At 67.5% G+C, this 21,719-nt stretch carries 18 protein-coding genes and 1 tRNA gene; 9 read left to right on the top strand and 10 right to left on the bottom strand.

The window, feature by feature from the left end:
- Nucleotides 1-69 precede the first annotated feature (69 nt).
- Genes galU through KCI33_RS00855 form a run of 6 tightly spaced genes read left to right on the top strand, consistent with a single transcriptional unit; the run spans nucleotide 70 to nucleotide 7,332 of the window.
- Complete coding sequence (gene galU, locus KCI33_RS00880; protein WP_212522855.1) at nucleotides 70-963, top strand: UTP--glucose-1-phosphate uridylyltransferase GalU; 894 nt, start codon at nucleotides 70-72, stop codon at nucleotides 961-963.
- Nucleotides 964-979: 16 nt separating this feature from the next.
- The gene (gene galE, locus KCI33_RS00875; protein WP_212522854.1) at nucleotides 980-1,963 is read left to right on the top strand and encodes a UDP-glucose 4-epimerase GalE; all 984 of its coding nucleotides are present in this window, start codon (nucleotides 980-982) and stop codon (nucleotides 1,961-1,963) included.
- Entirely contained in the window at nucleotides 1,923-3,164 is a 1,242-nt protein-coding gene (locus KCI33_RS00870; protein ID WP_212522853.1) for a glycosyltransferase family 1 protein, read from the top strand. The genes galE and KCI33_RS00870 overlap by 41 nt, the downstream gene beginning before the upstream one ends.
- Before the next feature lie 50 nt (nucleotides 3,165-3,214).
- On the top strand, nucleotides 3,215-4,225 hold the full coding sequence (locus KCI33_RS00865) for a glycosyltransferase family 2 protein (protein WP_212522852.1): 1,011 nt from the start codon (nucleotides 3,215-3,217) through the stop codon (nucleotides 4,223-4,225).
- The gene (locus KCI33_RS00860; RefSeq protein ID WP_212522851.1) at nucleotides 4,222-5,922 is read left to right on the top strand and encodes a beta-1,6-N-acetylglucosaminyltransferase; all 1,701 of its coding nucleotides are present in this window, start codon (nucleotides 4,222-4,224) and stop codon (nucleotides 5,920-5,922) included. The genes KCI33_RS00865 and KCI33_RS00860 overlap by 4 nt, the downstream gene beginning before the upstream one ends.
- 6 nt (nucleotides 5,923-5,928) lie before the next feature.
- Complete coding sequence (locus KCI33_RS00855; protein ID WP_212522850.1) at nucleotides 5,929-7,332, top strand: nodulation protein NodH; 1,404 nt, start codon at nucleotides 5,929-5,931, stop codon at nucleotides 7,330-7,332.
- Between the two features lie 30 nt (nucleotides 7,333-7,362).
- Here KCI33_RS00855 and KCI33_RS00850 read toward each other — a convergent pair whose 3' ends face one another.
- From KCI33_RS00850 to KCI33_RS00810, 9 genes are all read right to left on the bottom strand, one after another.
- Complete coding sequence (locus KCI33_RS00850) at nucleotides 7,363-7,827, bottom strand: PTS sugar transporter subunit IIA (RefSeq protein WP_212522849.1); 465 nt, start codon at nucleotides 7,825-7,827, stop codon at nucleotides 7,363-7,365.
- Between the two features lie 36 nt (nucleotides 7,828-7,863).
- Nucleotides 7,864-8,442: a ribosome-associated translation inhibitor RaiA gene (raiA, locus tag KCI33_RS00845; protein ID WP_212522848.1), complete on the bottom strand. Its 579-nt coding sequence runs from the start codon at nucleotides 8,440-8,442 to the stop codon at nucleotides 7,864-7,866.
- Nucleotides 8,443-8,507: 65 nt separating this feature from the next.
- Nucleotides 8,508-9,800, bottom strand: coding sequence for a hypothetical protein (locus KCI33_RS00840; RefSeq protein ID WP_212522847.1), 1,293 nt, complete (start codon nucleotides 9,798-9,800; stop codon nucleotides 8,508-8,510).
- A gap of 8 nt (nucleotides 9,801-9,808) precedes the next feature.
- Nucleotides 9,809-10,570, bottom strand: coding sequence for an LPS export ABC transporter ATP-binding protein (gene lptB / locus KCI33_RS00835; RefSeq protein WP_212522846.1), 762 nt, complete (start codon nucleotides 10,568-10,570; stop codon nucleotides 9,809-9,811).
- Nucleotides 10,567-11,070, bottom strand: coding sequence for an LptA/OstA family protein (locus tag KCI33_RS00830; RefSeq protein ID WP_212522845.1), 504 nt, complete (start codon nucleotides 11,068-11,070; stop codon nucleotides 10,567-10,569). The genes lptB and KCI33_RS00830 overlap by 4 nt, the downstream gene beginning before the upstream one ends.
- Nucleotides 11,071-11,082: 12 nt before the next feature.
- Nucleotides 11,083-11,691: an LPS export ABC transporter periplasmic protein LptC gene (lptC, locus tag KCI33_RS00825; protein ID WP_212522844.1), complete on the bottom strand. Its 609-nt coding sequence runs from the start codon at nucleotides 11,689-11,691 to the stop codon at nucleotides 11,083-11,085.
- 5 nt (nucleotides 11,692-11,696) lie between these two features.
- Nucleotides 11,697-12,656, bottom strand: coding sequence for a KpsF/GutQ family sugar-phosphate isomerase (locus tag KCI33_RS00820; protein ID WP_212522843.1), 960 nt, complete (start codon nucleotides 12,654-12,656; stop codon nucleotides 11,697-11,699).
- Nucleotides 12,657-12,666: 10 nt separating this feature from the next.
- Nucleotides 12,667-13,278, bottom strand: a complete 612-nt coding sequence (locus KCI33_RS00815; RefSeq protein WP_212522842.1) for a ribonuclease D — start codon at nucleotides 13,276-13,278, stop codon at nucleotides 12,667-12,669.
- 23 nt (nucleotides 13,279-13,301) lie between these two features.
- A tRNA-Leu gene (locus KCI33_RS00810) sits at nucleotides 13,302-13,388 on the bottom strand.
- A gap of 147 nt (nucleotides 13,389-13,535) precedes the next feature.
- Here KCI33_RS00810 and KCI33_RS00805 point away from each other — a divergent pair.
- The gene (locus KCI33_RS00805; protein WP_212522841.1) at nucleotides 13,536-14,519 is read left to right on the top strand and encodes a complex I NDUFA9 subunit family protein; all 984 of its coding nucleotides are present in this window, start codon (nucleotides 13,536-13,538) and stop codon (nucleotides 14,517-14,519) included.
- Nucleotides 14,520-14,521: 2 nt separating this feature from the next.
- Here KCI33_RS00805 and KCI33_RS00800 read toward each other — a convergent pair whose 3' ends face one another.
- Entirely contained in the window at nucleotides 14,522-15,325 is an 804-nt protein-coding gene (locus tag KCI33_RS00800) for an undecaprenyl-diphosphate phosphatase (RefSeq protein ID WP_212522840.1), read from the bottom strand.
- Between the two features lie 221 nt (nucleotides 15,326-15,546).
- On the opposite strand from KCI33_RS00800, the gene KCI33_RS00795 reads away from it, so the two are divergent.
- Together KCI33_RS00795 and gltB are read left to right on the top strand one after the other, a co-directional pair.
- The gene (locus KCI33_RS00795) at nucleotides 15,547-16,980 is read left to right on the top strand and encodes an NAD(P)-dependent oxidoreductase (protein ID WP_212522839.1); all 1,434 of its coding nucleotides are present in this window, start codon (nucleotides 15,547-15,549) and stop codon (nucleotides 16,978-16,980) included.
- A 144-nt stretch (nucleotides 16,981-17,124) separates the two neighbouring features.
- The gene (gene gltB, locus KCI33_RS00790) at nucleotides 17,125-21,663 is read left to right on the top strand and encodes a glutamate synthase large subunit (RefSeq protein ID WP_212522838.1); all 4,539 of its coding nucleotides are present in this window, start codon (nucleotides 17,125-17,127) and stop codon (nucleotides 21,661-21,663) included.
- Nucleotides 21,664-21,719 lie beyond the last annotated feature (56 nt).

The raw sequence follows: 21,719 nt of genomic DNA, 5'->3' as shown, positions 1-21,719 counted from the left end.
CGCGCTCCGGACGGATATTTTGCAGTGAGAGCGGGACGGCCGAGCAGGGCCGGACGCGAGGACAGATATATGAAACGCAAGGTCACCAAAGCCATCTTTCCGGTTGCAGGGCTGGGAACGCGATTCCTCCCGGCGACGAAATCGATCCCGAAGGAAATCATGACGCTGGTTGACCGACCGCTGATCCAATACGCGATCGAAGAGGCCCGCGCCGCTGGCATCAGGGAGTTCATCTTCGTCACCTCGCGCGGCAAGAGCGCGCTTGAGGATTACTTCGACAGCAACCCGATCCTCGAAGCGGAGCTGCGGCGCAAGGGCAAGACGGACCTTCTTGAATCCCTGCGGGCCACCAATATGGAAAGCGGCGCCATCGCCTATATCCGCCAGCAGAAGGCGATGGGCCTGGGCCATGCCGTCTGGTGCGCCCGCCGCCTGATCCATGACGAGCCCTTCGCCGTCATCCTGCCCGACGACGTGATCGCCGCCGAGAAACCCTGCCTGAAGCAGATGGTCGAGGCCTATGCCGAGACCGGCGGCAACATGGTCGCCGCGATGGAGGTGCCGCAGGAGAAGACCAGCGCCTATGGCGTGCTCGACGTGGCCGAGGACATGGGCAGCATGGTGTCGGTCAAGGCCATGGTCGAAAAGCCAGAGCCCTCGGTGGCGCCGTCGAACCTCGCGGTAATCGGCCGTTACATCCTGACGCCCTCGGTGCTGAGAAGCATCAGCCGCACCAAGCAGGGCGCGGGCGGCGAGATCCAGCTCACCGATGCCATCGCCGATCAGATCGGCACCAAGGAGGGCGTCTATGGCTTCCGCTTCCGCGGGCAGCGCTTCGATTGCGGCTCCAAGGCGGGGTTCCTGCAGGCCACGGTGGCCTTCGGCCTGGCGCGCGAGGATCTGCGCGAGGAGTTCTCGCAATTTCTCGAGGAAATGATTTCGGTGAAAAAGGCCGCCCAGTAAGCGACGGGAAGATCCAGTGAAGCATGTTCTGGTCACGGGGGGCGCGGGCTATATCGGGTCGCACGCCTGCAAGGTTCTGCGCGCGGCGGGCTATGTGCCCGTCACCTACGACAATCTGTCCACCGGCTGGGCCGATGCGGTGAAATTCGGCCCGCTGGAGCGGGGCGAGCTGACCGACCGCGCGCGGCTCGACGAGGTCTTCGCCCGTTACCAGCCCGCCGCGGTGATGCATTTCGCGGCGCTCAGCCAGGTCGGCGAGGCGATGCGCGAGCCGGGCAAATACTGGCACAACAACGTCACCGGCTCGCTGAGCCTGATCGAGGCGGCGGTCGCCGCGGGCTGTCTGAATTTCGTCTTCTCCTCGACCTGCGCCACCTATGGCGACCAGGACGGCGTGGTGCTGGATGAAAACAGCGCCCAGATGCCGCTGAACGCCTATGGCAAGTCCAAGCGCGCGATCGAGGACATGCTGGTCGATTTCGAGGCCAGCCACGGGCTGAATTCGGTGATCTTCCGCTATTTCAACGTGGCCGGCGCCGACCCCGAGGGCGAGGTGGGGGAGTTCCACCGCCCCGAGACGCATCTCATCCCCCTGATGCTGGACGCGATCGACGGCAAGCGTCCGGCGCTGACCGTCTTTGGCACCGATTACGACACGCCCGACGGCACCTGCATCCGCGACTATGTGCATGTGATGGACCTGGTCGATGCCCATGTTCTGGGCGTCAAATGGCTGGAGGACGGCAAGGGCAGCCGGGTGTTCAACCTTGGGACCGGCAAGGGGTTCTCGGTGTTCGAGGTGATCGAGAACAGCCGTGCCGTGACCAACCGCGCCGTGCCTTACGAGGTCGGCGCGCGCCGCGCGGGCGACGCTGTGCGGCTGGTGTCGGGCTCGACCCGGGCCGAGTCCGAGCTGGGCTGGAGACCCGCCCGCTCAAACATGGAGACCATGATCGCGGATGCCTGGCGCTGGCACCAGTCCGGTCACTACGACCGCTAGGCCGCAGGCGCGGCTTCTGGATGTCACCCGCCTGATCTCCCGCGCGGGGAGCGGGGCGCTGACCGGCATCGACCGGGTGGAACTGGCCTATCTGACGCATCTGCTGGAGCGGCCCGAGCCGCTGTTCGTCATCGCGCGCACGGCGCTGGGCTTCATCCTGCTGGACCGTGCCGGGGCCGGGGCGATGGCCCGGCGCATTTCCGGCGCGCGGCCCTGGGGCGAGGCGGATTGGCTGAGCCGCCGGATGCGCCTGCCCGAGGGGCGGCGGCGCGCCGAATCCGACCTGCGCCGGCTGCGGCTGGCGCGCTGCACGCCGCGCGGGCTGAAGCGGATGCTGGCCCGCCATTGCCCGGCGGACATCTCGTATCTGAACGTCGGCCATTCCAACCTGAACGCGCGGATGCTGGGCGCGGTGCCGCGCGTCGCGGTGATGATCCACGATACCATTCCGCTGGACCACCCCGAATTCACCCGCCCCGGCGTGCCCGAACAGTTCGCGCGCAAGCTGCGCGCGGTGGGGCGGCACGCCGATCTGGTGATCTACAATTCGCAGGCCAGCCGCGCGGCGGCCGAGGCGCGCTTCGCCGGATGGGGCCGGGTGCCGCGGGGCGTGGTCGCCCCTCTGGGGGTCGAGCCGCTGCGCCCGGATCCCGCCGCGCTGCCCGCGGCGCTGGACCTGACCCGCCCCTATTTCGTCACCCTCGGCACCATCGAGCCGCGCAAGGATCATGCGCTGCTGCTGGACGTGTGGCAGCAGTTCCACGACACCCGTCCCGAGGCCGAGATCCCGCGCCTGTTCATCGTCGGGCACCGCGGCTGGAACAACGCCGCGGTCTTTGCCCGGCTCGATAGCGCGCCCTTCATGAACTGCACGGTGTTCGAGCTGCCGGACCTGTCCGATGGCGCGATGGCGGCGCTGTTGCAGGGCGCGCGGGCGCTGCTTTTTCCCAGCCGGGCTGAGGGCTACGGGTTGCCGCCGCTGGAGGCAGTTGATCTCGGCACGCCGGCGATCGTGGCGAATTTGCCGATCTACCGCGAGACGCTGGGCGATTTCCCCGTTTACGTGGCGAATCGCGATGCGTATCTTTGGGCGCAAACCATTGAGCGCTTTGCCAAAGAAGGACAGGCGACGGGCGCGGAGGGGCGGCCGGAGATCCCGGCCTGGGAGCAGCATTTCCAGACGGTCCTCGGCCTGGGCTGAGATCCGCCTGGCGCCGCGCCCGGTGCCCCGAACGACGTGCAGGAGGCGGATTGGGCGCGATTTCATCATATCGCCTGCGGTTGCAGCGCAAGCGGTGGCTGGCCCGTGCCCTGCGAAAGCGGCGGGAGTTGATGACCATCGCCGACCGCACCGCTGAAATCCGGCGCGGCGATATCCTCGTCTTCACCACCCTGCGCAACGAGCGCATCCGCCTGCCCTATTTCTTCGACTATTACCGGGCGCTGGGCATCGACCATTTCCTGATGGTCGACAACGGCTCGGACGACGGGACGCGGGAGTATCTGCAGAACCAGCCCGACGTTTCGCTGTGGCGCACCGACAGCAGTTACAAGCGCGCGCGCTTCGGGGTGGACTGGCTGAACTGGCTGCAGCGCAGATACGCCCATGGCCACTGGAGCCTCACCGTCGATGTGGACGAGTTCTTCGTCTACCCGTTCTGCGACACCCGCCCCATCGGGGCGCTGACCGACTGGCTGGACGCCTCCTCGATCAAGTCCTTCGGGGCGATGCTGGTGGACATGTATCCGCGCGGGGCGCTGGACGCGGTGCCCTACCGCGAGGGCCAGGATCCGTTCGAGATCGCGCAGTATTTCGACAACGGCAATTACACGATCCGCAGGAACGCCCGCTTCGGCAACCTGTGGATCCAGGGCGGGCCGCGGGCGCGCGCCTTTTTCCGCGACCGGCCCGAGCGCGCGCCGGCGCTGAACAAGGTGCCGCTGGTGAAATGGCACCGCGCTTATGCCTATGTCAGCTCCACCCACATGCTGCTGCCGCGCGGGCTGAACCAGGTCTATGACGAATGGGGCGGCGAAAAGGCCAGCGGCGCGCTGCTGCACGCCAAGTTCCTCGACACCTTCTCGGTGAAGTCCGCCGAGGAGCTGGAGCGCCGGCAGCATTATGCCAACAGCCACGAGTACAAGGCCTACCACGCCGGGCTGAGGGATCACCCCGAGCTGTGGTGCAAATGGTCGGAGAAATACATCAACTGGCGCCAGCTTGAGATCCTCGGGCTGATGTCCAAGGGGAACTGGGCATGAGCGTGGGGTTCATCATGCTGGTGCACACCGCGCTGCACCGCGCCCGTGCCGTGGCGCGGCACTGGGCCAGCAGCGGTTGCCCGGTGGTGATCCATGCCGACAGACGGGTGAGCCGCGCCGATTACGCGGGGCTGGTCGCGGGGCTGGCCGATCTCGACAACGTGCGTTTCTCGTCGCGGGTGCGGGTGGACTGGGGCACATGGTCAATCGTCGATGCCACCCAGCGCGCGGCCGAGTTGCTCCTCGAGGAATTTCCCGGGATCGGCCATGTCTACCTCGCCTCGGGCTCCTGCCTGCCGCTGCGCCCGGTGCAGGAACTGGTCGCCTATCTCGACAGCCGGCCGCACACCGATTTCATCGAATCGGTGACCACGATGGATGTGCCCTGGACGGTGGGCGGGCTGGACCAGGAACGATTCACCCTGCGCTTTCCCTTCTCGTGGAAGCGTCGCCGGCGGCTTTTCGACGGCTATGTCGCCGTGCAGCGTCGCCTGGGCTACCGGCGCAAGATGCCGGCAGGCATCGTGCCGCATCTCGGCTCGCAATGGTGGTGCCTGAGCCGGCGGACGCTGTCGGCCATCCTCGACGATCCCGAGCGCGAGCGTTACGAGCGCTATTTCCGCCGGGTCTGGATCCCGGACGAAAGCTATTTCCAGACGCTGGCGCGGCTCTACAGCCCGAATATCGAAAGCCGGTCGCTGACGCTGTCGAAATTCGATTTCCAGGGCAAGCCGCATATCTTCTACGACGACCACCTGCAGCTGTTGCGCCGCTCCGACTGTTTCGTCGCGCGCAAGATCTGGCCGAGGGCCGACCGGCTTTACGAAAGCTTCCTGTCCAACGACCCGGCGGTGACGAAGAACGCCGAGCCCAATCCGGGCAAGATCGATCGGCTCTTCGCCAAGGCGGTGGAGCAGCGCACGCGCGGGCGGCCGGGGCTCTACATGCAGAGCCGTTTTCCCAACGAGGGCTGGGAAAACGGCAAGACCTGCGCCCCCTATTCGGTGTTCGAGGGGTTCTCGGACCTGTTCGAGAATTTCGAGACCTGGCTCGGCAAGGCCGTGGGCAGCCGCGTGCATGGACATCTCTTCCACCCCGAACGGGTGCAGTTCGCCGGCGGCGAGACGATCTACAACGGCGCGCTGAGCGACAGCGCGGCGCTGCGCGATTACGCGCCGAAATCCTTTCTCACCAGCCTGATCTGGAACACCCGCGGCGAGCGTCAGTGCTTTCAGTTCGGGCCCGGCGACGCGCAGGACATCGCGTGGTTCATCGCCTCCGACCCGAATGCCCGGATCTCGGTCATCACCGGGGCCTGGGCGGTGCCGCTGTTCCATTCCAACGCCAATTTCTCGGATGTCCGTCGCCGCGCGGCGCTGTTGCAGAGGATCGAGGCGGAGCATCTCGACATCCTGCGCTCGCCGCACACCCGCGCCCGGCTGCGGATCTGGAGCATGGCGGAGTTCGTGCAGAACCCGATGGAGCCCTTGCAGATCCTCATCGACGAGATCGCCCCGCGCGGCCAGCGCCGCCTGACCGAGGCGCCGGTGATGGCCGATCTGCGCGGCTTCGGCCAGTTCCTGCAGAACCTGAGGAACCAGGGGATGCAGCCCCACCTGATGGGCGATTTCCCCGTCGGCGACGACCCCGAGACCTCGCCGCGCAGGCGGCGCAAACCCTATCTGGTGAAGAAGTGACCCGGCATGTCCGACAAGTTTGACTATTTCGTTCTCCTGGCGGAGATGCGCACCGGCTCGAACTACCTCGAGGCCAATCTCAACGCGGTGCCGGGCCTGACCTGCCACGGCGAGGCGTTCAACCCGCATTTCATCGGCCACCACAAGCTGCATGAGCTGTTCGGCGTCACGCTGGCCCAGCGCGAGGCCGAGCCGCTGCGCCTGCTGGCGGCGATGCGCGAGAACACCGCGGGGTTGGCGGGCTTCCGCTTTTTCCACGATCACGACCCGCGGGTGCTGGCGCATGTGATGGCCGACCCGCGCTGCGCCAAGATCATTCTCACGCGCAACCCGCTGGACAGCTATGTCTCGCTGAAGATCGCGGGCGAAACCGGGCAGTGGAAGCTGACCGACATGAAGCACCAGAAATCGGCGCGCATCCGGTTCGACGCGGCCGAGTTCGAGGCCCACCTGGACCGGCTGCACCGGTTCCAGCTGGAGCTGCTGCACGGCCTGCAAACCAGCGGGCAGAGCGCCTTCTACCTCGCCTACGAGGATATCAACGACCTCGAGGTGCTGAACGGGCTGGCGGGTTGGCTGGGGGGCGCGGGGCGGCTGGAGGCGCTGTCGGGAAAGCTGAAGAAGCAGAACCCCGCGCCGCTGTCGGAAAAGGTGGTGAACTACGACGAGATGATCGGGGCGCTGGCCCGCATCGACCGCTTCGACCTGACCCGCACCCCGAATTTCGAACCGCGCCGCGGGCCGTCGGTGCCCGATTACCTGGCTGCGGCCGAGGCGCCGCTGCTGTTCATGCCGATCCCCGGCGGACCGGTGGCGCGGGTCGCCGGCTGGCTGTCGGCGCTGGACGGGGGCGCCGTGCCGGAGCGGGGCTTCACCCAGAAGGCCCTGCGCCAGTGGAAGCGCCGTCACCCCGGCCACCGCAGCTTCACCGTGGTCAGCCACCCGGTGGCGCGCGCCCATGCCGCCTATTGCGAGTTGGCCACCTCGGAGGCCGGGGCGCTGCGCGATCTGCGCGGCACATTGCGGCGCGCCTACGGCGTGATCCTGCCGGCAGCGGGCGACGGCACCGCGGCGCACCGCGCGGCGTTCCTCGCCTTCCTGGAGTTTCTGAAGGGCAATCTCGGCGGCCAGACCAGCATCCGCACCCGCGCCGCCTGGGCCACGCAAAGCGCCGTGCTGCAGGGGCTGAGCCAATTCCATCCCCCCGACATGGTGATGCGGGCCGAGCGGCTGGGCGAGGAGCTGTCGCTGATCGCCGGACTGGTCGGCTGCGCGCCGCCGCCGCTGCCGGCGGCCGAGGCCGTTCAGCCGGTGGCGCTGGATGCGATCTACGATGCGGGGATCGAGGAGGCCGCGCGCGCCGTCTATCAGCGCGACTACATGGCGTTCGGCTATCGGGCCTGGGGCTAGCCAGGGCAGCAGCCGGGCGCGGCGCGGGAATCAGGCGGCCTGGGTCGCCTGTTCCGCGGTCAGGACGGCATGCAGCGCCGCCGGGTCGTCATTGGCGCGCAGCTTGGCGCAGATCGCGGAATCGCGCATCGTGCGCGAGACCAGCGCCAGCGCCTTGAGGTGATCGACGCCGGAATCCACCGGCGCGAACAGGGCAAAGACCAAGTCCACCGGCTGGCGGTCCACCGCTTCGAAATCCATCGGCTTTTCCAGCCGCAGGAAGGCCCCGACCACCTGGTTCAGCCCCTCGAGCCGGGCATGGGGCAGGGCCACGCCGTGGCCCACGCCGGTGGGGCCGAGGCTTTCGCGCTCCTGCAGGGCGTCGACGGCGTCGCTGGCGGACAGGCCGTAGGCGGATGCGGCCACCTCTCCCAGATGCTGGAAGAGGCGCTTCTTACTGGACATAGTGCCGATGGCCTTCACGGCTTCGGGCTTCAGGATGCTAGAAAGTTCCATAAACCTTTTGTCGATTTCAGGCCCGTCGGGGCGGTGTCACTGCGTCGCCGTCAGGGGGTCGATCCAGCCGATATTGCCGTCATCACGGCGATGCACGACGTTCACGCCTCCTGTCTTCTCGTTGCGGAACACCAGAAGATCGGACCCCGCCAACTCCATCTGCATCACGGCCTCGCCCACGGAAAGCGAAGGCACCTTCGTCTCCATCTCGGCGATGATCATGGGCTGGAGTGTATCGGGCTCCGCATCCTCTGCGTCTTTCGCGCTGGCGAGGATATACGAGGAAGCGCCCGTGAGTTCAACCGGCTCGGTCCGTTCGCGGTGATGGTCCTTCAGCCGGCGCTTGTAGCGGCGCAACTGCTTGTCCATCTTGTCGCGGCAATTGTCGAATGCCGCGTAGATCTCGGTCGCATGCGCCTTGGCCTGGGCGGTCAGCCCGGTCGAGAGATGCACGGTGGCCTCGCAGACGTATTCATGCGCGTTGCGCGAGAACACGACCTGGGCATCGGTCGGGCGCTGGGCGTATTTGTCGATAACCGCGCTCAGCTCCTGCTTCACATGAGTTTGCAGGGCCTCACCGATGTCGATCTGTTTTCCGCTGATTTGATAGCGCATCGCTCCTCCTTACGCAGAATGCCGACGTGGCCTGTGTACCTGCGTCATGCAGGCCCCCTGCCATGTCACGAAATCTCGGGCGATCCGATGCCTCTTGGGGCCGGACCCGTCCGCCGCCTGGCCTTTTGCCGCTTGCGTTCGAACGATGAGGGTATGTTCATGCATTGCCTGTATTTGGCGACAGTTCGGCGGGCGATGTCAACGCCTTCGCGCTGCAAAAGCGCGGCGATCTGCTCGTCGGCGAGCGGCGCGCCGGGGGGTTCGTCCCCGATCAGCCGCCGCAGCCGCCGCTGCGCCGTGTAGGCCGAGACCGCGCCGGGCAGCGCCTGCGGCACGAAGATCGACAGGGGATGCGCCGCGCCGCGGAACAGCAGCGCCTTGCCCGAGATCGCGCGCCCCACGGTGGAGGGGTGCAGGCCCAGTTCGGCCGCGATCTCGGCGCGGGTCAGCGGCGCCATGTGGTCGGGGCCCTGGGCGAAGAAACGGTGCTGGCGCCGGGCGATCACCTGCGCGACGTCGCGCAGGGTGCGCCCGCGGTGGCGCAGCGCCCGCAGCGCGGCCTCGGCGGCGGCGCGCTGCGCGCGCAGCGTCGGCGCAGCCCCCGCGCGCGCGGCGAGCGCGGCGTCCAGCCGGAGCGAGGGCAGCGCGTCGCGCAGGGAAACCGCGCGGAATCCGCCCTGGCCGTCCTCCTCCACCGCGATCTCGGGGAGGACCGGGGGCGCGGCCTCGGAAAGATGGGCGGCGGGGCGGGGCGGCAGGCCGCGGATGATTCCGGTCAGGCGCTCCAACTCGGGTCGGGGCAGCCCGGTCAGCCGTGCCGCACGGGAGAAGCGTCCCTCCATCAGCAGCCCGAGATGCGCGCAGGCGGCGCGGGCCGCCTCGGGCGCCTCGCCCCGATCGACGAGTTGCAGCGCGAGGCATTCGGGCAGGTCGCGCGCGGCCACGCCCGTCGGCTCGCAGGATTGCAGTGCCGCGATCGCGGCCTCGATGGCCGCCAGCGGCAGGCCGAGCGCCTCCGACAGCTCCCCGGCCGGGCTGGCGAGATAGCCCTCCTCGGTCAGATCCCCGGTCAGGAACCGCGCCAGCGCCGCCGTCTCGGGCGGCAGCGCCATCAGCGCGATCTGGGCGCAGAGGGTTTCGGCCAGGGTCTCGGGGCGCGTCGCGGCCTCGACGTTGAACGCGGCGGGGCCGGCGGCGGGCTCGTGCAGCTCCAGCAGCGGGTTCTCGTCGGCCAGCCGGCGCAGCTCGTCCCACAGCTCCAGTGTCGAGAGCTGCAGCACCGCCATGCCTTGCCGCAACCCTGGCGTCAGCGCCAGGCGCTGCGTCTGCCGGAGGTCGAGGCCGGGCGTCAAAGCCATGATGCAGCTCAGGAAATTCGGAAGCTCTGGCCGAGATAGACGCGGCGCACGTTCTCGTCGCGCACGACCTCCTCGGCGGTGCCGCTCATCAGCACCTTGCCCTCGTGCAGGATATAGGCGCGATCGACGATCTCCAGCGTCTCGCGGACGTTGTGGTCGGTGATCAGCACGCCGATGCCGCGGTTCTTGAGGTCGGCGACCAGCCCGCGGATCTCGCTCACCGCGATCGGGTCGACGCCGGCGAAGGGTTCGTCCAGCAGCAGGTATTTCGGGTTGGCGGCCAGGCAGCGCGCGATCTCCACCCGCCGCCGCTCGCCGCCCGAGAGCGACAGCGCGGGCGCCCGGCGCAGGTGGCCGATGGAGAATTCCGACAGCAGCTCCTCCAGCCGCTCGCGCCGCTTGTGGCGGTCGGTCTCGGCAATTTCGAGGATGGCGAGGATGTTGTCCTCGACACTGAGCCCGCGGAAGATGCTGACCTCCTGCGGCAGGTAGCCGATGCCCAGCTTGGCGCGGCGATACATCGGGTAGGTCGTCACGTCGCGCCCGTCGATGGTGACCGATCCGCCCTCCGGGTTGATCAGCCCCGCGACGCAGTAGAAGCAGGTCGTCTTGCCCGAGCCGTTGGGCCCCAGCAGAGCCACCACCTCGCCGCGGCCGAGCTCAAGGCTGACGTCGCGGATCACCGGGCGCTTGCGGTAGCTCTTGCGCAGATGCGTGACCTTCAGGCCGGACCCGCCCTCGGCGACGGTCAGGTCGGGGCGGCGGCTCATTCCTTGGGCGCGGGCTGGAAGATGGTCTTCACCCGCCCTTCCATCACGCCGGTGCCGGCGTTCAGATCGACCACCAGCCGCTCGCCCGACAGGGCGTTGCGTTCCTGCGTCAGGATCACGTTGCCGGTCAGCACCACGCTGCCGCTGTCGATGGTGTAGACCGCCTCGTCCGCCTCGGCGGCCTCTTGCGGGGTGACCATGACCACGTTGCCCGAGGCATGCATCCGGGCGATGCGGCCGGCGTTCTCGGTGCCGGCGGCGCCGTATTCCACCCGCACGCTCTCGGACGACAGGCGCATGTCGCCCTGCACCACCAGCACGTTGCCGGAGAAGACGGCGGAGCCGTCGGCCTGGTTGACGTTGAGCTGATCGGAGGTGACCTCGACCGGCAGCGTGCTGTCGTGCTTCAGCCCGCCGAAAGCGACATTGGCGCCCTGGGCCTGGGCCAGCGCAGGCAGCAGCAGGAAAAGGGCCACGAGGCCGGTTCTGAAAACGGTCACGCTATGCTCCCATCAATTGCCGGGGTCGTATACCAGTTTCACCCCGTCCTTGAAAACCAGAAGATACTGGCCCGGCGCGTCCGCGTCCTCGTCGATCTGCATCCGCCCGGCGGTGAGCCTGCCCAGCGGGCCGGTGGCCTCGACCGTGCTTTCGGTCACGACCGAGGTGTGTTCCAGCGCGGTGGTCAGCGCCTCGGTGGTGATGTGATAGCCGGTCGAGGTGTCGATCACCACGCCGCCTTCGAGATAGGCGAGGCCCTCGGCGGTATCCACCCGGCCCTGGGCCGAGGTGATGTCGGCGGAACTGCCATCGGCGAAATCGAGCCGCGCGCTCAGCGCCTCGGCCGAGGCGCGGCCGGGGCCCGCGGGGTCGGGGCGGGCGGCTTTGGCCTGCACCGCAATGGCGGTGCCGTCCGAGGTAACGCCGGAATAGTTTGGCGCGGTGACGCGGGGTTCGCGCACCAGTTCCTCGACATCGACGGTCGCGTAGGGGATCGACTGGGTCGGGTCGATGTTGCGCGAGAACAGGAACAGCGTGGACAGAAGCGCGAGCGCCGCCAGCGGCAGGCCGATCTTGGCCAGCGTGATGAAGCGGGAATAGGCGTTGTCGCGAGAGGCCATGGCGCTCAGGCCACGCCGGCGCGCAGGCAGTCGTGGATGTGCAGGATGCCCGCGGCGCGGCCGTCGCCGCCGGGCGCGACCACGAACAGGCAGGTCACCTTGCGCGCGTTCATGAGTGCCAGCGCCTCTTCGGCCAGCGCGTCGGGATCGATGCTCAGCGGGTTCTTCGTCATCACCTGATCGGCGGTCTTGTCCAGCAGCCCCTCCATGTGACGGCGCAGGTCGCCGTCGGTCACGATGCCGACAAGCCTACCATCCGCGTCGGTCACGCCGACAACGCCGAATCCCTTTTGGCTGATGGTCAGCAGGGCTTCGCTCATCGGGGTGCCGCTCGGCACCACGGGCACCTCTTCGTGCATCAGGTCGCGCACCTTGCTCAGCTGCGCGCCCAGCTTGCCGCCGGGGTGGAATTCGCGGAAATGCTCGGGCGTGAAGCGGCGGTGCTCCATCAGGGCCACGGCGATCGCGTCGCCCAGCGCCAGCGTCATCGTGGTCGAGGTGGTGGGCACGATGCCGGTCTCGCAGGCCTCGGGCGCGGGCGGCAGAAGGATCTCCACGTCGGATTCGCGCAAGAGCGTCGAGCCCGCGCGCCCCGCCACGCCGATCAGCGGAATGCCGAAGCGGCGGGTATAGGCGATGATGTCGGCCAGTTCCGGCGTCTCGCCCGAGTTCGACAGGACAAGCGCCACGTCGCCCTTCGCCAGCATGCCCAGATCGCCGTGGCTGGCCTCGGCGGGGTGGACGAAATGCGCGGGCGTCCCGGTCGAGGCCAGCGTCGCCGCGATCTTGCGCCCGACATGGCCCGACTTGCCCATGCCCGACACGATCACCCGGCCCTTGGCGGCCAGAATCAGCTCGACCGCCGCGGTGAAACCGCCGTCGATGCTGTCGGCGAGAAGGCCCAGCGCCTCGGCCTCGCGCGTGATCACGCGACGGCCGGTTTTCAGAAGGTCTGTCTTGTCCATGCCGCTCTGCTTAGTGGGCGAATATGTCAATCTCGGGCCAGCCGGCCAGATCGAGCCTGGCACGGGTGGGCAGGAAATCGAAGCAGGCCTGGGCGATATCGCTGCGCCCTTCGCGGGCCAGCCGCTCGTCCAGCTCCCGCTTGAGCTGGTGCAGGTGCAGCACGTCCGAGGCCGCGTAGGCGATTTGCGCGTCGGTCAATTCCGGCGCGCCCCAGTCCGAGCTTTGCTGCTGCTTCGAGATGTCGATGCCCAGCATTTCCTGCAGCAGGAATTTCAGCCCGTGCCGGTCGGTGTAGGTGCGCACCAGTTTCGAGGCGATCTTGGTGCAATAGACCGGCGCCGTGACCACACCAAAGGCGTTCAGCAGCGCTGCGATGTCGAATCGCCCGAAATGGAACAACTTCAGCACATCCGGGTCGGCCAGCATGCGGCACAGATTCGGGGCCTCTGTCTGGCCCTGTTCGATCTGCACCAGATGGGCGTGGCCGTCGCCGCCCGACATCTGCACCACGCAGAGCCGGTCGCGATGCGGGTTCAGACCCATGGTTTCGCAGTCGATTGCCACGACCGGACCCAGGTCCAGCCCATCGGGAAGATCACATTTATAGAGAGTGCTCGCCACGCGGGGCCCCGCTTGAATGGGGATGGTGCCCAGGAGAGGACTCGAACCTCCACGTCCATACGGACACTAGCACCTGAAGCTAGCGCGTCTACCAATTCCGCCACCTGGGCAGGTGTCGTGGAGCGGGGATGTAATGGGGCTGAGAGGTGGTGTCAACGGCATTTCTGCGAGAAAATGCAGATTGCCGATAACGGCTTGTTTGAGGGGGGCGGGAAAGCTATTCAGACAGCGGATTTTAAGCCATGGGAGAGGTCTCGATGTCCAAGCTCGTCACGATTTACGGCGGTTCGGGGTTTGTCGGGCGCTATGTCGCGCAGCGGATGGCCAAGGCCGGCTGGCGGGTCCGCGTCGCGGTGCGGCGCCCGAACGAGGCACTCTTCGTGAAGCCCTATGGCGCGGTCGGCCAGGTGGAACCGGTGTTCTGCAACATCCGCGACGACGCCTCGGTGGCCGCGGTCATGCAGGGGGCCGACGCGGTGGTGAACTGCGTGGGCATCCTGAACGAACTGGGCAAGCAGCGCTTCGACGCCGTTCAGGCCGAGGGCGCGGCGCGAATCGCCCGCATCGCCGCCGAGAAGGGCGTTTCCCATCTGGTGCATATCTCGGCCATCGGCGCCGATGCCGAGGCGGACAGCGCCTATGCGCGGTCCAAGGCCGAGGGCGAGGCGGGCGTGCTGGCGGCCTTCCCCGGGGCGGTGATCCTGCGCCCCTCGGTGATCTTCGGGTCGGAGGATCGGTTCTTCAACCGCTTTGCCGGCATGGCGCGCTGGGGCTACCTTCTGCCTGTCGTCGGGGCGGAGACCAGGTTTCAGCCGGTCTATGTCGATGACGTGGCCGCCGCCGCGGCCAAGGCCGCGCAGGGCGAGGCCGCGCCGGGCATCTACGAACTGGGCGGGCCGGATGTGGAGAGCTTCCGCGCGCTGATGCAGCGTATGTGCGCGGTGATCCACCGCAAGCGCGCCGTGGTGAACATTCCCTTCCGGCTGGCCCGGATCATGGCCGCGGGCTTCGACATGGCGCAGGCGGCATCGCTTGGGTTGATCCGCAACGGTATGCTGACCCGCGACCAGGTGAAGAACCTGGGCCGCGACAACGTGGTGTCGGTGGGCGCCCGCGGCTTTGCCGATCTGGGCATCGTCCCCACGGCGATGGGCGCGGTCCTGCCCGGCTACCTGTGGCGGTTCCGCCCGCAGGGGCAATATGACGACATCACCGCCTCGGCCAAGAACCTGAAGGTCTAGTATCAGGCGTAGGCGAGCGCCAGCAGCACCACGCCCAGGATCACCCGGTAGATGACGTAGGGCGTGAAGCTGACGCTGCGCAGCAGCCGCATCATCAGGGTCAGCGCCAGCAGCGCCGAGACAAAGGCGAAACCCGCCGCGATCGCCCCGTCGCGGGCGGCGTCTGCGTCGGCGGTCACGGCAACCTCGGCCCCCAGCAGGACGCCCGAGGCGGCGATGGTGGGGATCGACATCAGCATGGAGATCTTGGCGGCATCGCTGCGCTCGAACCCCAAGAGCCGCGCGCCGGTGATGGTGATCCCCGATCGCGAGGTGCCCGGGATCAGCGCCACCGCCTGCCACAGCCCCATGACGATGGCGTCGCGCAGCGTCCACTCCCCGGCGCGGCGGGTGGCGGGGCCCTTCTGGTCGGCCCAGTAGAGGACGAGGCCGAAGATCAGCATCGTCCAGCCGATGACGGTGGTGGAGCGCATGGCCTCCTCCAGCCCGGTCAGGTTCAGCACCAGCCCGATCAGGACCACCGGCACGGTGGCGACGATCAGCAGGAAGGCGAGCCGCGCCCCCGGCGTGTCCATGCGCCCGCGCATCAGGCGGCCGAGCCCCAGGAAGGCGGCCGAGACGTCGCGATGGAAATAGAGGATTACCGCCAGCAGCGTGCCGACATGCACGGCGACGTCGATCACCAGGCCCTGGTCCTCCAGCCCCGTGAGGTTGGGCAACAGGATCAGATGACCCGAGGAGGAGACCGGCAGAAACTCGGTCAGGCCCTGGATCACGGCGACGAGGAGGAGGTGGAACAGAGACATGAGCGCCCGGATCGGTCAAACTGCGGGCATCCTAGCGAGGTGATTCTCAATGGAAAGCAGGTAAATAGGTAAAGTATATTGACCTAATAACACCGCGATGCGGCGATATGGACGTCTCTTGACGTGCCTAAGTGTGCATTTAGGTCAGCACAACTGACTTTTCTTTTCCGCAGACACGCCGTATTACGGGCGCGGATTCGGTTAGCCAGGAGAATTCCGCCATGTCGAAGCAGAAAATGCTCCAGTTCGTGACAGTCGAAAAGGAGATGCCCGAAAAGCGTCCCCCGAATCTGCGCGCGCAGGACTTTCACGAGATCTACGCGGAATTCGCCGACGAGAAGGCCAAGACCCAGGCGAGCCGCTGCTCGCAATGCGGCGTGCCCTATTGCCAGTCGCATTGCCCGCTGCACAACAACATCCCGGACTGGCTGCGCCTGACCGCCGAGGGGCGGCTGCAGGAAGCCTACGAGATGAGCCAGGCGACCAACACCTTCCCCGAGATCTGCGGCCGGATCTGCCCGCAGGACCGCCTGTGCGAAGGCAATTGCGTGATCGAACAGTCCGGCCACGGCACCGTCACCATCGGCGCGGTCGAGAAATACATCACCGACACCGCCTGGGAGAACGGCTGGGTTCAGCCCATCGCGCCCCATGCGGAGCGCAGCGAAAGCGTGGCCATCATCGGCGCCGGCCCTGGCGGGCTGGCGGCGGCGGACGCGCTGCGGCGCGCCGGCGTGCAGGTCACGGTCTATGACCGCTACGACCGCGCGGGCGGGCTGCTGACCTACGGCATCCCCGGCTTCAAGCTGGAGAAGGACGTGGTGATGCGCCGCGTCGAGCAGCTGGAGAAGGCAGGGGTCGAGTTCGTGCTGAACTGCAACGTCGGCGTGGACATCAGCTTCGATGCGATCCGCGGCAAGCATGACGCGGTTCTGATCGCCACCGGCGTCTACAAGACGCGCGACCTGAAGGGCCCCGGCGCGGGCGCCGCGGGCATCGTGCGCGCGATCGACTACCTGACCGCCTCCAACCGCATCAGCTTCGGCGACGAGGTGCCGGAATTCGATTCGGGCGAGCTGAACGCCGAAGGCAAGCGCGTGGTGGTGATCGGCGGCGGCGACACCGCGATGGACTGCGTGCGGACCGCGATCCGGCAGGGCGCGACCAGCGTGAAATGCCTCTATCGTCGCGACCGCGCCAACATGCCCGGCTCGCAGCGCGAGGTGCAGAACGCCGAGGAGGAAGGCGTGGAATTCGTCTGGCTCGCCGCGCCCAAGGGCTTCTCCGGCGACCCGGTCAGCGGCGTGATGGTGCAGAAGATGCGCCTCGGCGCGCCGGATGCCAGCGGCCGCCAGACCCCCGAGCTGATCGAGGGCGCGGATTACGTCGAGGACGCCGAGCTGGTGATCAAGGCGCTGGGTTTCGAGCCCGAGGACCTGCCGACGCTGTGGGGCGAAGAGGCGCTGGAAGTCACCCGCTGGGGCACCGTGAAGGCCGATTTCCGCAGCCACGCGACCAGCCTGCCGGGCGTCTATGCCGTGGGCGACATCGTGCGCGGCGCCAGCCTGGTGGTCTGGGCGATCCGTGACGGGCGCGAGGCGGCCGAGAGCATCCTGAGCTATCTGGAACAGCCGGCGCAGGTGGCGGCCGAGTAACACGAGACCGGGCCGGTCCCGCGCGATATGAACGCCATATGAATTTCATATGAGTCCGATACGCGCCGGGACAGCCTCTCCGAGATTAACGCAGGTGAGCAGGGCAGCACCATTGGCCCATCTGCTGAACGAAGGGTTGAGACCATGACCAAATACGACGCCAACTGGGCCGCCGCCGAAGAAGCCAAGCGCAAGTGGATGGCCGAGAACAGCCTCTACCGCGACGGGGACGAGCATTCGTCCTGCGGCGTGGGGCTGGTGGTTTCCATCGACGGCAAGCCCTCGCGCCGGGTGGTGGAGAACGGCATCAACGCGCTTAAGGCGGTCTGGCACCGCGGCGCGGTCGACGCCGACGGCAAGACCGGCGACGGCGCGGGCATCCATGTGCAGATCCCGGTGCCCTTCTTCTACGACCAGATCCGCCGCACCGGCCACGAGCCGAAGATGGACCAGCTGATCGCGGTCGGCCAGGTGTTTCTGCCGCGGACCAATTTCAACGCCCAGGAGACCTGCCGCACGATCGTCGAATCCGAAGTGCTGCGGATGGGCTATTACATCTACGGCTGGCGCCACGTCCCGGTGAACATCGAGGTGCTGGGCGACAAGGCCAACGCCACCCGGCCGGAGATCGAGCAGATCCTGATCTCGAACTCCAAGGGCGTGGACGAAGAGACCTTCGAGCGCGAGCTCTACGTCATCCGCCGCCGCATCGAGAAGGCAGCCGCCGCCGAGGGCATCTCGGGGCTCTACCTGTGCTCGCTGTCGTGCCGCTCGATCATCTACAAGGGCATGATGCTGGCCGAGCAGGTGGCCGAGTTCTACCCCGACCTGAAGGACGAGCGTTTCGAATCGGCCTTCGCGATCTATCACCAGCGCTATTCGACCAACACCTTCCCGCAGTGGTGGCTGGCGCAGCCTTTCCGCATGCTCGCCCATAACGGCGAGATCAACACGCTGAAGGGCAACCTGAACTGGATGAAGAGCCACGAGATCCGCATGGCCTCCGCCGCCTTCGGCGACATGGCCGAGGACATCAAGCCGATCGTGCCCGGCGGCAGCTCGGACTCGGCGGCGCTGGACGCGGTGTTCGAGGTGCTGGTGCGCGCCGGCCGCAACGCGCCGATGGCCAAGACCATGCTGGTCCCCGAAAGCTGGTCGAAGCAGGCGGTGGAACTGCCGCAGGCCTGGCGCGACATGTATTCCTACTGCAACAGCGTGATGGAGCCTTGGGACGGCCCGGCGGCGCTGGCCATGACCGACGGCCGCTGGGTCTGCGCCGGCCTCGACCGCAACGGCCTGCGCCCGATGCGCTATGTCGTCACCGGCGACGGCCTGCTGATCGCCGGCTCCGAAGCGGGCATGGTGCCCACCGAGGAGGCCACGGTGCGCGAGAAGGGCGCGCTGGGCCCGGGCCAGCTGATCGCGGTGGACATGGCCGACGGCCAGCTGTTCCACGACACCGAGATCAAAGACAAGCTGGCCAATGCCCAGCCCTTCGGCGAATGGGTCGGCAAGATCAACGACCTCGACGAGGCGCTGGCCGCCATCACCGAGACCGCGATCCATTCCGGGCCCGAGCTGCGCAAGCGCCAGATTGCTGCCGGCTACTCGATCGAGGAGCTGGAACAGATCCTGGCGCCGATGGCCGAGGACGGGAAGGAGGCGATCGCCTCCATGGGTGACGACACGCCATCGGCGGTGCTGTCGGAGAAATACCGCCCGCTGAGCCACTTCTTCCGCCAGAACTTCAGCCAGGTGACCAACCCGCCGATCGACAGCTTGCGTGAATACCGGGTGATGAGCCTGAAGACGCGGTTCGGCAACCTCAAGAACGTGCTCGACGAGGACAGCAGCCAGACCGAGATCCTGACGCTGGAAAGCCCCTTCGTGGGCAACGCCCAGTTCGCGGAGATGGTCAAGCATTTCAACGCGCCGATGGCCGAGATCGACTGCACCTTCCCGGCCGGCAGCGGCCCCGACGCGCTGCGCAAGGGGCTGGAGCGGATCCGGGCCGAGGCCGAGGACGCGGTGCGTTCGGGCGCCGGCCACCTGGTGCTGAGCGACATGGCGCAGGGCGAGGACCGGGTGCCGATGCCGATGATCCTGGCCACCAGCGCGGTGCACAGCTGGCTGACCCGCAAGGGGCTGCGGACCTTCACCTCGCTGAATGTGCGCTCGGCCGAATGCATCGACCCGCATTACTTTGCCGTGCTGATCGGCTGCGGCGCGACCACGGTCAACGCCTACCTGGCCGAGGACAGTCTTGCCGACCGGATCCAGCGGGGCCTGCTGGACTGCTCCCTGACCGAGGCGGTGGCGCGCTATCGCAAGGCGATCGACGCGGGGCTGCTGAAGATCATGTCGAAGATGGGGATCTCGGTGATCTCCTCCTATCGCGGCGGCCTGAACTTCGAGGCCGTGGGCCTGAGCCGCGCCATGTGCGCCGAGTATTTCCCGGGCATGCACTCGCGCATCTCCGGCATCGGCGTCAGCGGCATCCAGCGCAAGCTGGAGCAGGTCCACGCGCAGGGCTGGAAGGGCGGCGCCAGCGTGCTGCCGGTGGGCGGCTTCTACAAGGCGCGGCGCTCGGGCGAGAAGCACGCCTGGGAGGCGCAGACCATGCATCTGCTGCAATCGGCCTGCGACCGCGCTTCCTACGAGACGTGGAAGCAGTTCTCGGCCGCGATGCGGGCGAACCCGCCGATCCATCTGCGCGACCTGCTGGACATCAAGCCCATCGGCAAGGCGATCCCGATCGAGGAGGTCGAATCGATCACCTCGATCCGCAAGCGCTTCGTCACGCCGGGCATGAGCCTCGGCGCGCTGAGCCCCGAGGCGCACAAGACGCTGAACGTGGCGATGAACCGCATCGGCGCCAAGTCCGACTCGGGCGAGGGCGGCGAGGATCCGGCGCATTTCCACCCCGAGCCGAACGGTGACAACCCCTCGGCCAAGATCAAGCAGGTGGCCTCGGGCCGGTTCGGCGTGACCGCCGAATATCTCAACCAGTGCGAGGAGCTGGAGATCAAGGTCGCGCAGGGCGCCAAGCCCGGCGAGGGCGGCCAGCTGCCCGGCTTGAAGGTGACCGACCTGATCGCGCGGCTGCGGCATTCGACCAAGGGCGTGACCCTGATCTCGCCGCCGCCGCACCACGACATCTACTCGATCGAGGATCTCGCGCAGCTGATCTACGACCTCAAGCAGATCAACCCGCGCGCCAAGGTCACGGTGAAGCTGGTGGCCGCCAGCGGAGTCGGCACCATCGCGGCCGGCGTGGCCAAGGCCAAGGCCGACGTGATCCTGATCTCGGGTCACAACGGCGGCACGGGCGCCAGCCCCGCCACCTCGATCAAGTTCGCGGGTCTGCCGTGGGAGATGGGCCTGACCGAGGCGCATCAGGTGCTGGCGATGAACAACCTGCGCGAGCGGGTGACGCTGCGCACCGACGGCGGGCTGCGCACCGGCCGCGACATCGTGATGGCGGCGATGATGGGCGCCGAGGAATACGGCATCGGCACCGCCGCGCTGATCGCGATGGGCTGCATCATGGTCCGCCAGTGCCAGTCCAACACCTGCCCGGTGGGCGTGTGCACGCAGGACGAGCGCCTGCGCGCCAAATTCACCGGCTCGGCGGACAAGGTGGTGAACCTGATCACCTTCTACGCGCAGGAGGTGCGCGAGATCCTGGCCTCGATCGGGGCGCGCAGCCTCGACGATGTGATCGGGCGGGCCGACCTGCTGACCCAGGTCAGCCGTGGTTCGGCGCATCTGGACGATCTGGACCTGAACCCGCTGCTGATCACCGTCGATGGCGCGGACAAGATCAGCTATGACCGCAACAAGCCGCGCAACGTGGTGCCGGACACGCTGGACGCCGAGATCGTGCGCGACGCGCATCGCTTCCTCGAGGACGGCGAGAAGATGCAGCTGAGCTACGCGGTGCGCAACACGCTGCGCACCATCGGCACCCGCACCTCGAGCCACATCGTGAAGCGGTTCGGGATGCGCAACAGCCTGCAGCCCGACCACCTGACGGTGAAGCTGACCGGCAGCGCCGGGCAGAGCCTGGGCGCCTTCGCGGCGCCGGGTCTGAAGCTGGAGGTCTCGGGCGATGCCAACGACTATGTGGGCAAGGGCCTGTCGGGGGGCACCATCGTGGTGCGCCCGCCGATGGCAAGCCCGCTGGTGGCCTCGGAGAACACCATCATCGGCAACACCGTGCTTTACGGCGCGACCGACGGCTATCTCTTTGCCGCGGGCCGCGCGGGCGAGCGCTTCGCCGTGCGCAACTCGGGCGCGAAGGTGGTGATCGAGGGCTGCGGCTCCAACGGGTGTGAATACATGACCGGCGGGGTGGCGGTGATCCTGGGCTCGATCGGCGCGAACTTCGGCGCCGGCATGACCGGGGGCATGGCCTATCTCTACGACCCGGAAGGCACGGCGATGGAGATGATGAACCTGGAGACCCTGGTCACCTGCCCGGTGACCGTGGATGTCTGGGAGGCCGAGTTGAAGGGCCTGATCGAGCGCCACGCCGCGGAGACGCGCAGCCGCAAGGCCGCCGATATCCTGCAGCACTGGGATCTGGAGAAGGACAAGTTCATCCAGGTCTGCCCGAAGGAGATGCTGGCGCATCTGGCGCATCCGCTGGGCATCGAGGAGAAGGCCGTCCCGGCCGAGTGAACGCTCAGGCAGTGAGAGACGAAAGGCCCCGCTTCGGCGGGGCCTTTTCCTTGCGG

This window comes from Actibacterium sp. MT2.3-13A, from assembly GCF_018139985.1.
Classification (GTDB): Bacteria; Pseudomonadota; Alphaproteobacteria; order Rhodobacterales; family Rhodobacteraceae; genus JAGSOU01.
Note: the sequence above shows the minus strand (reverse complement) of the source record. Positions and strands in the feature narration are given on the sequence as shown.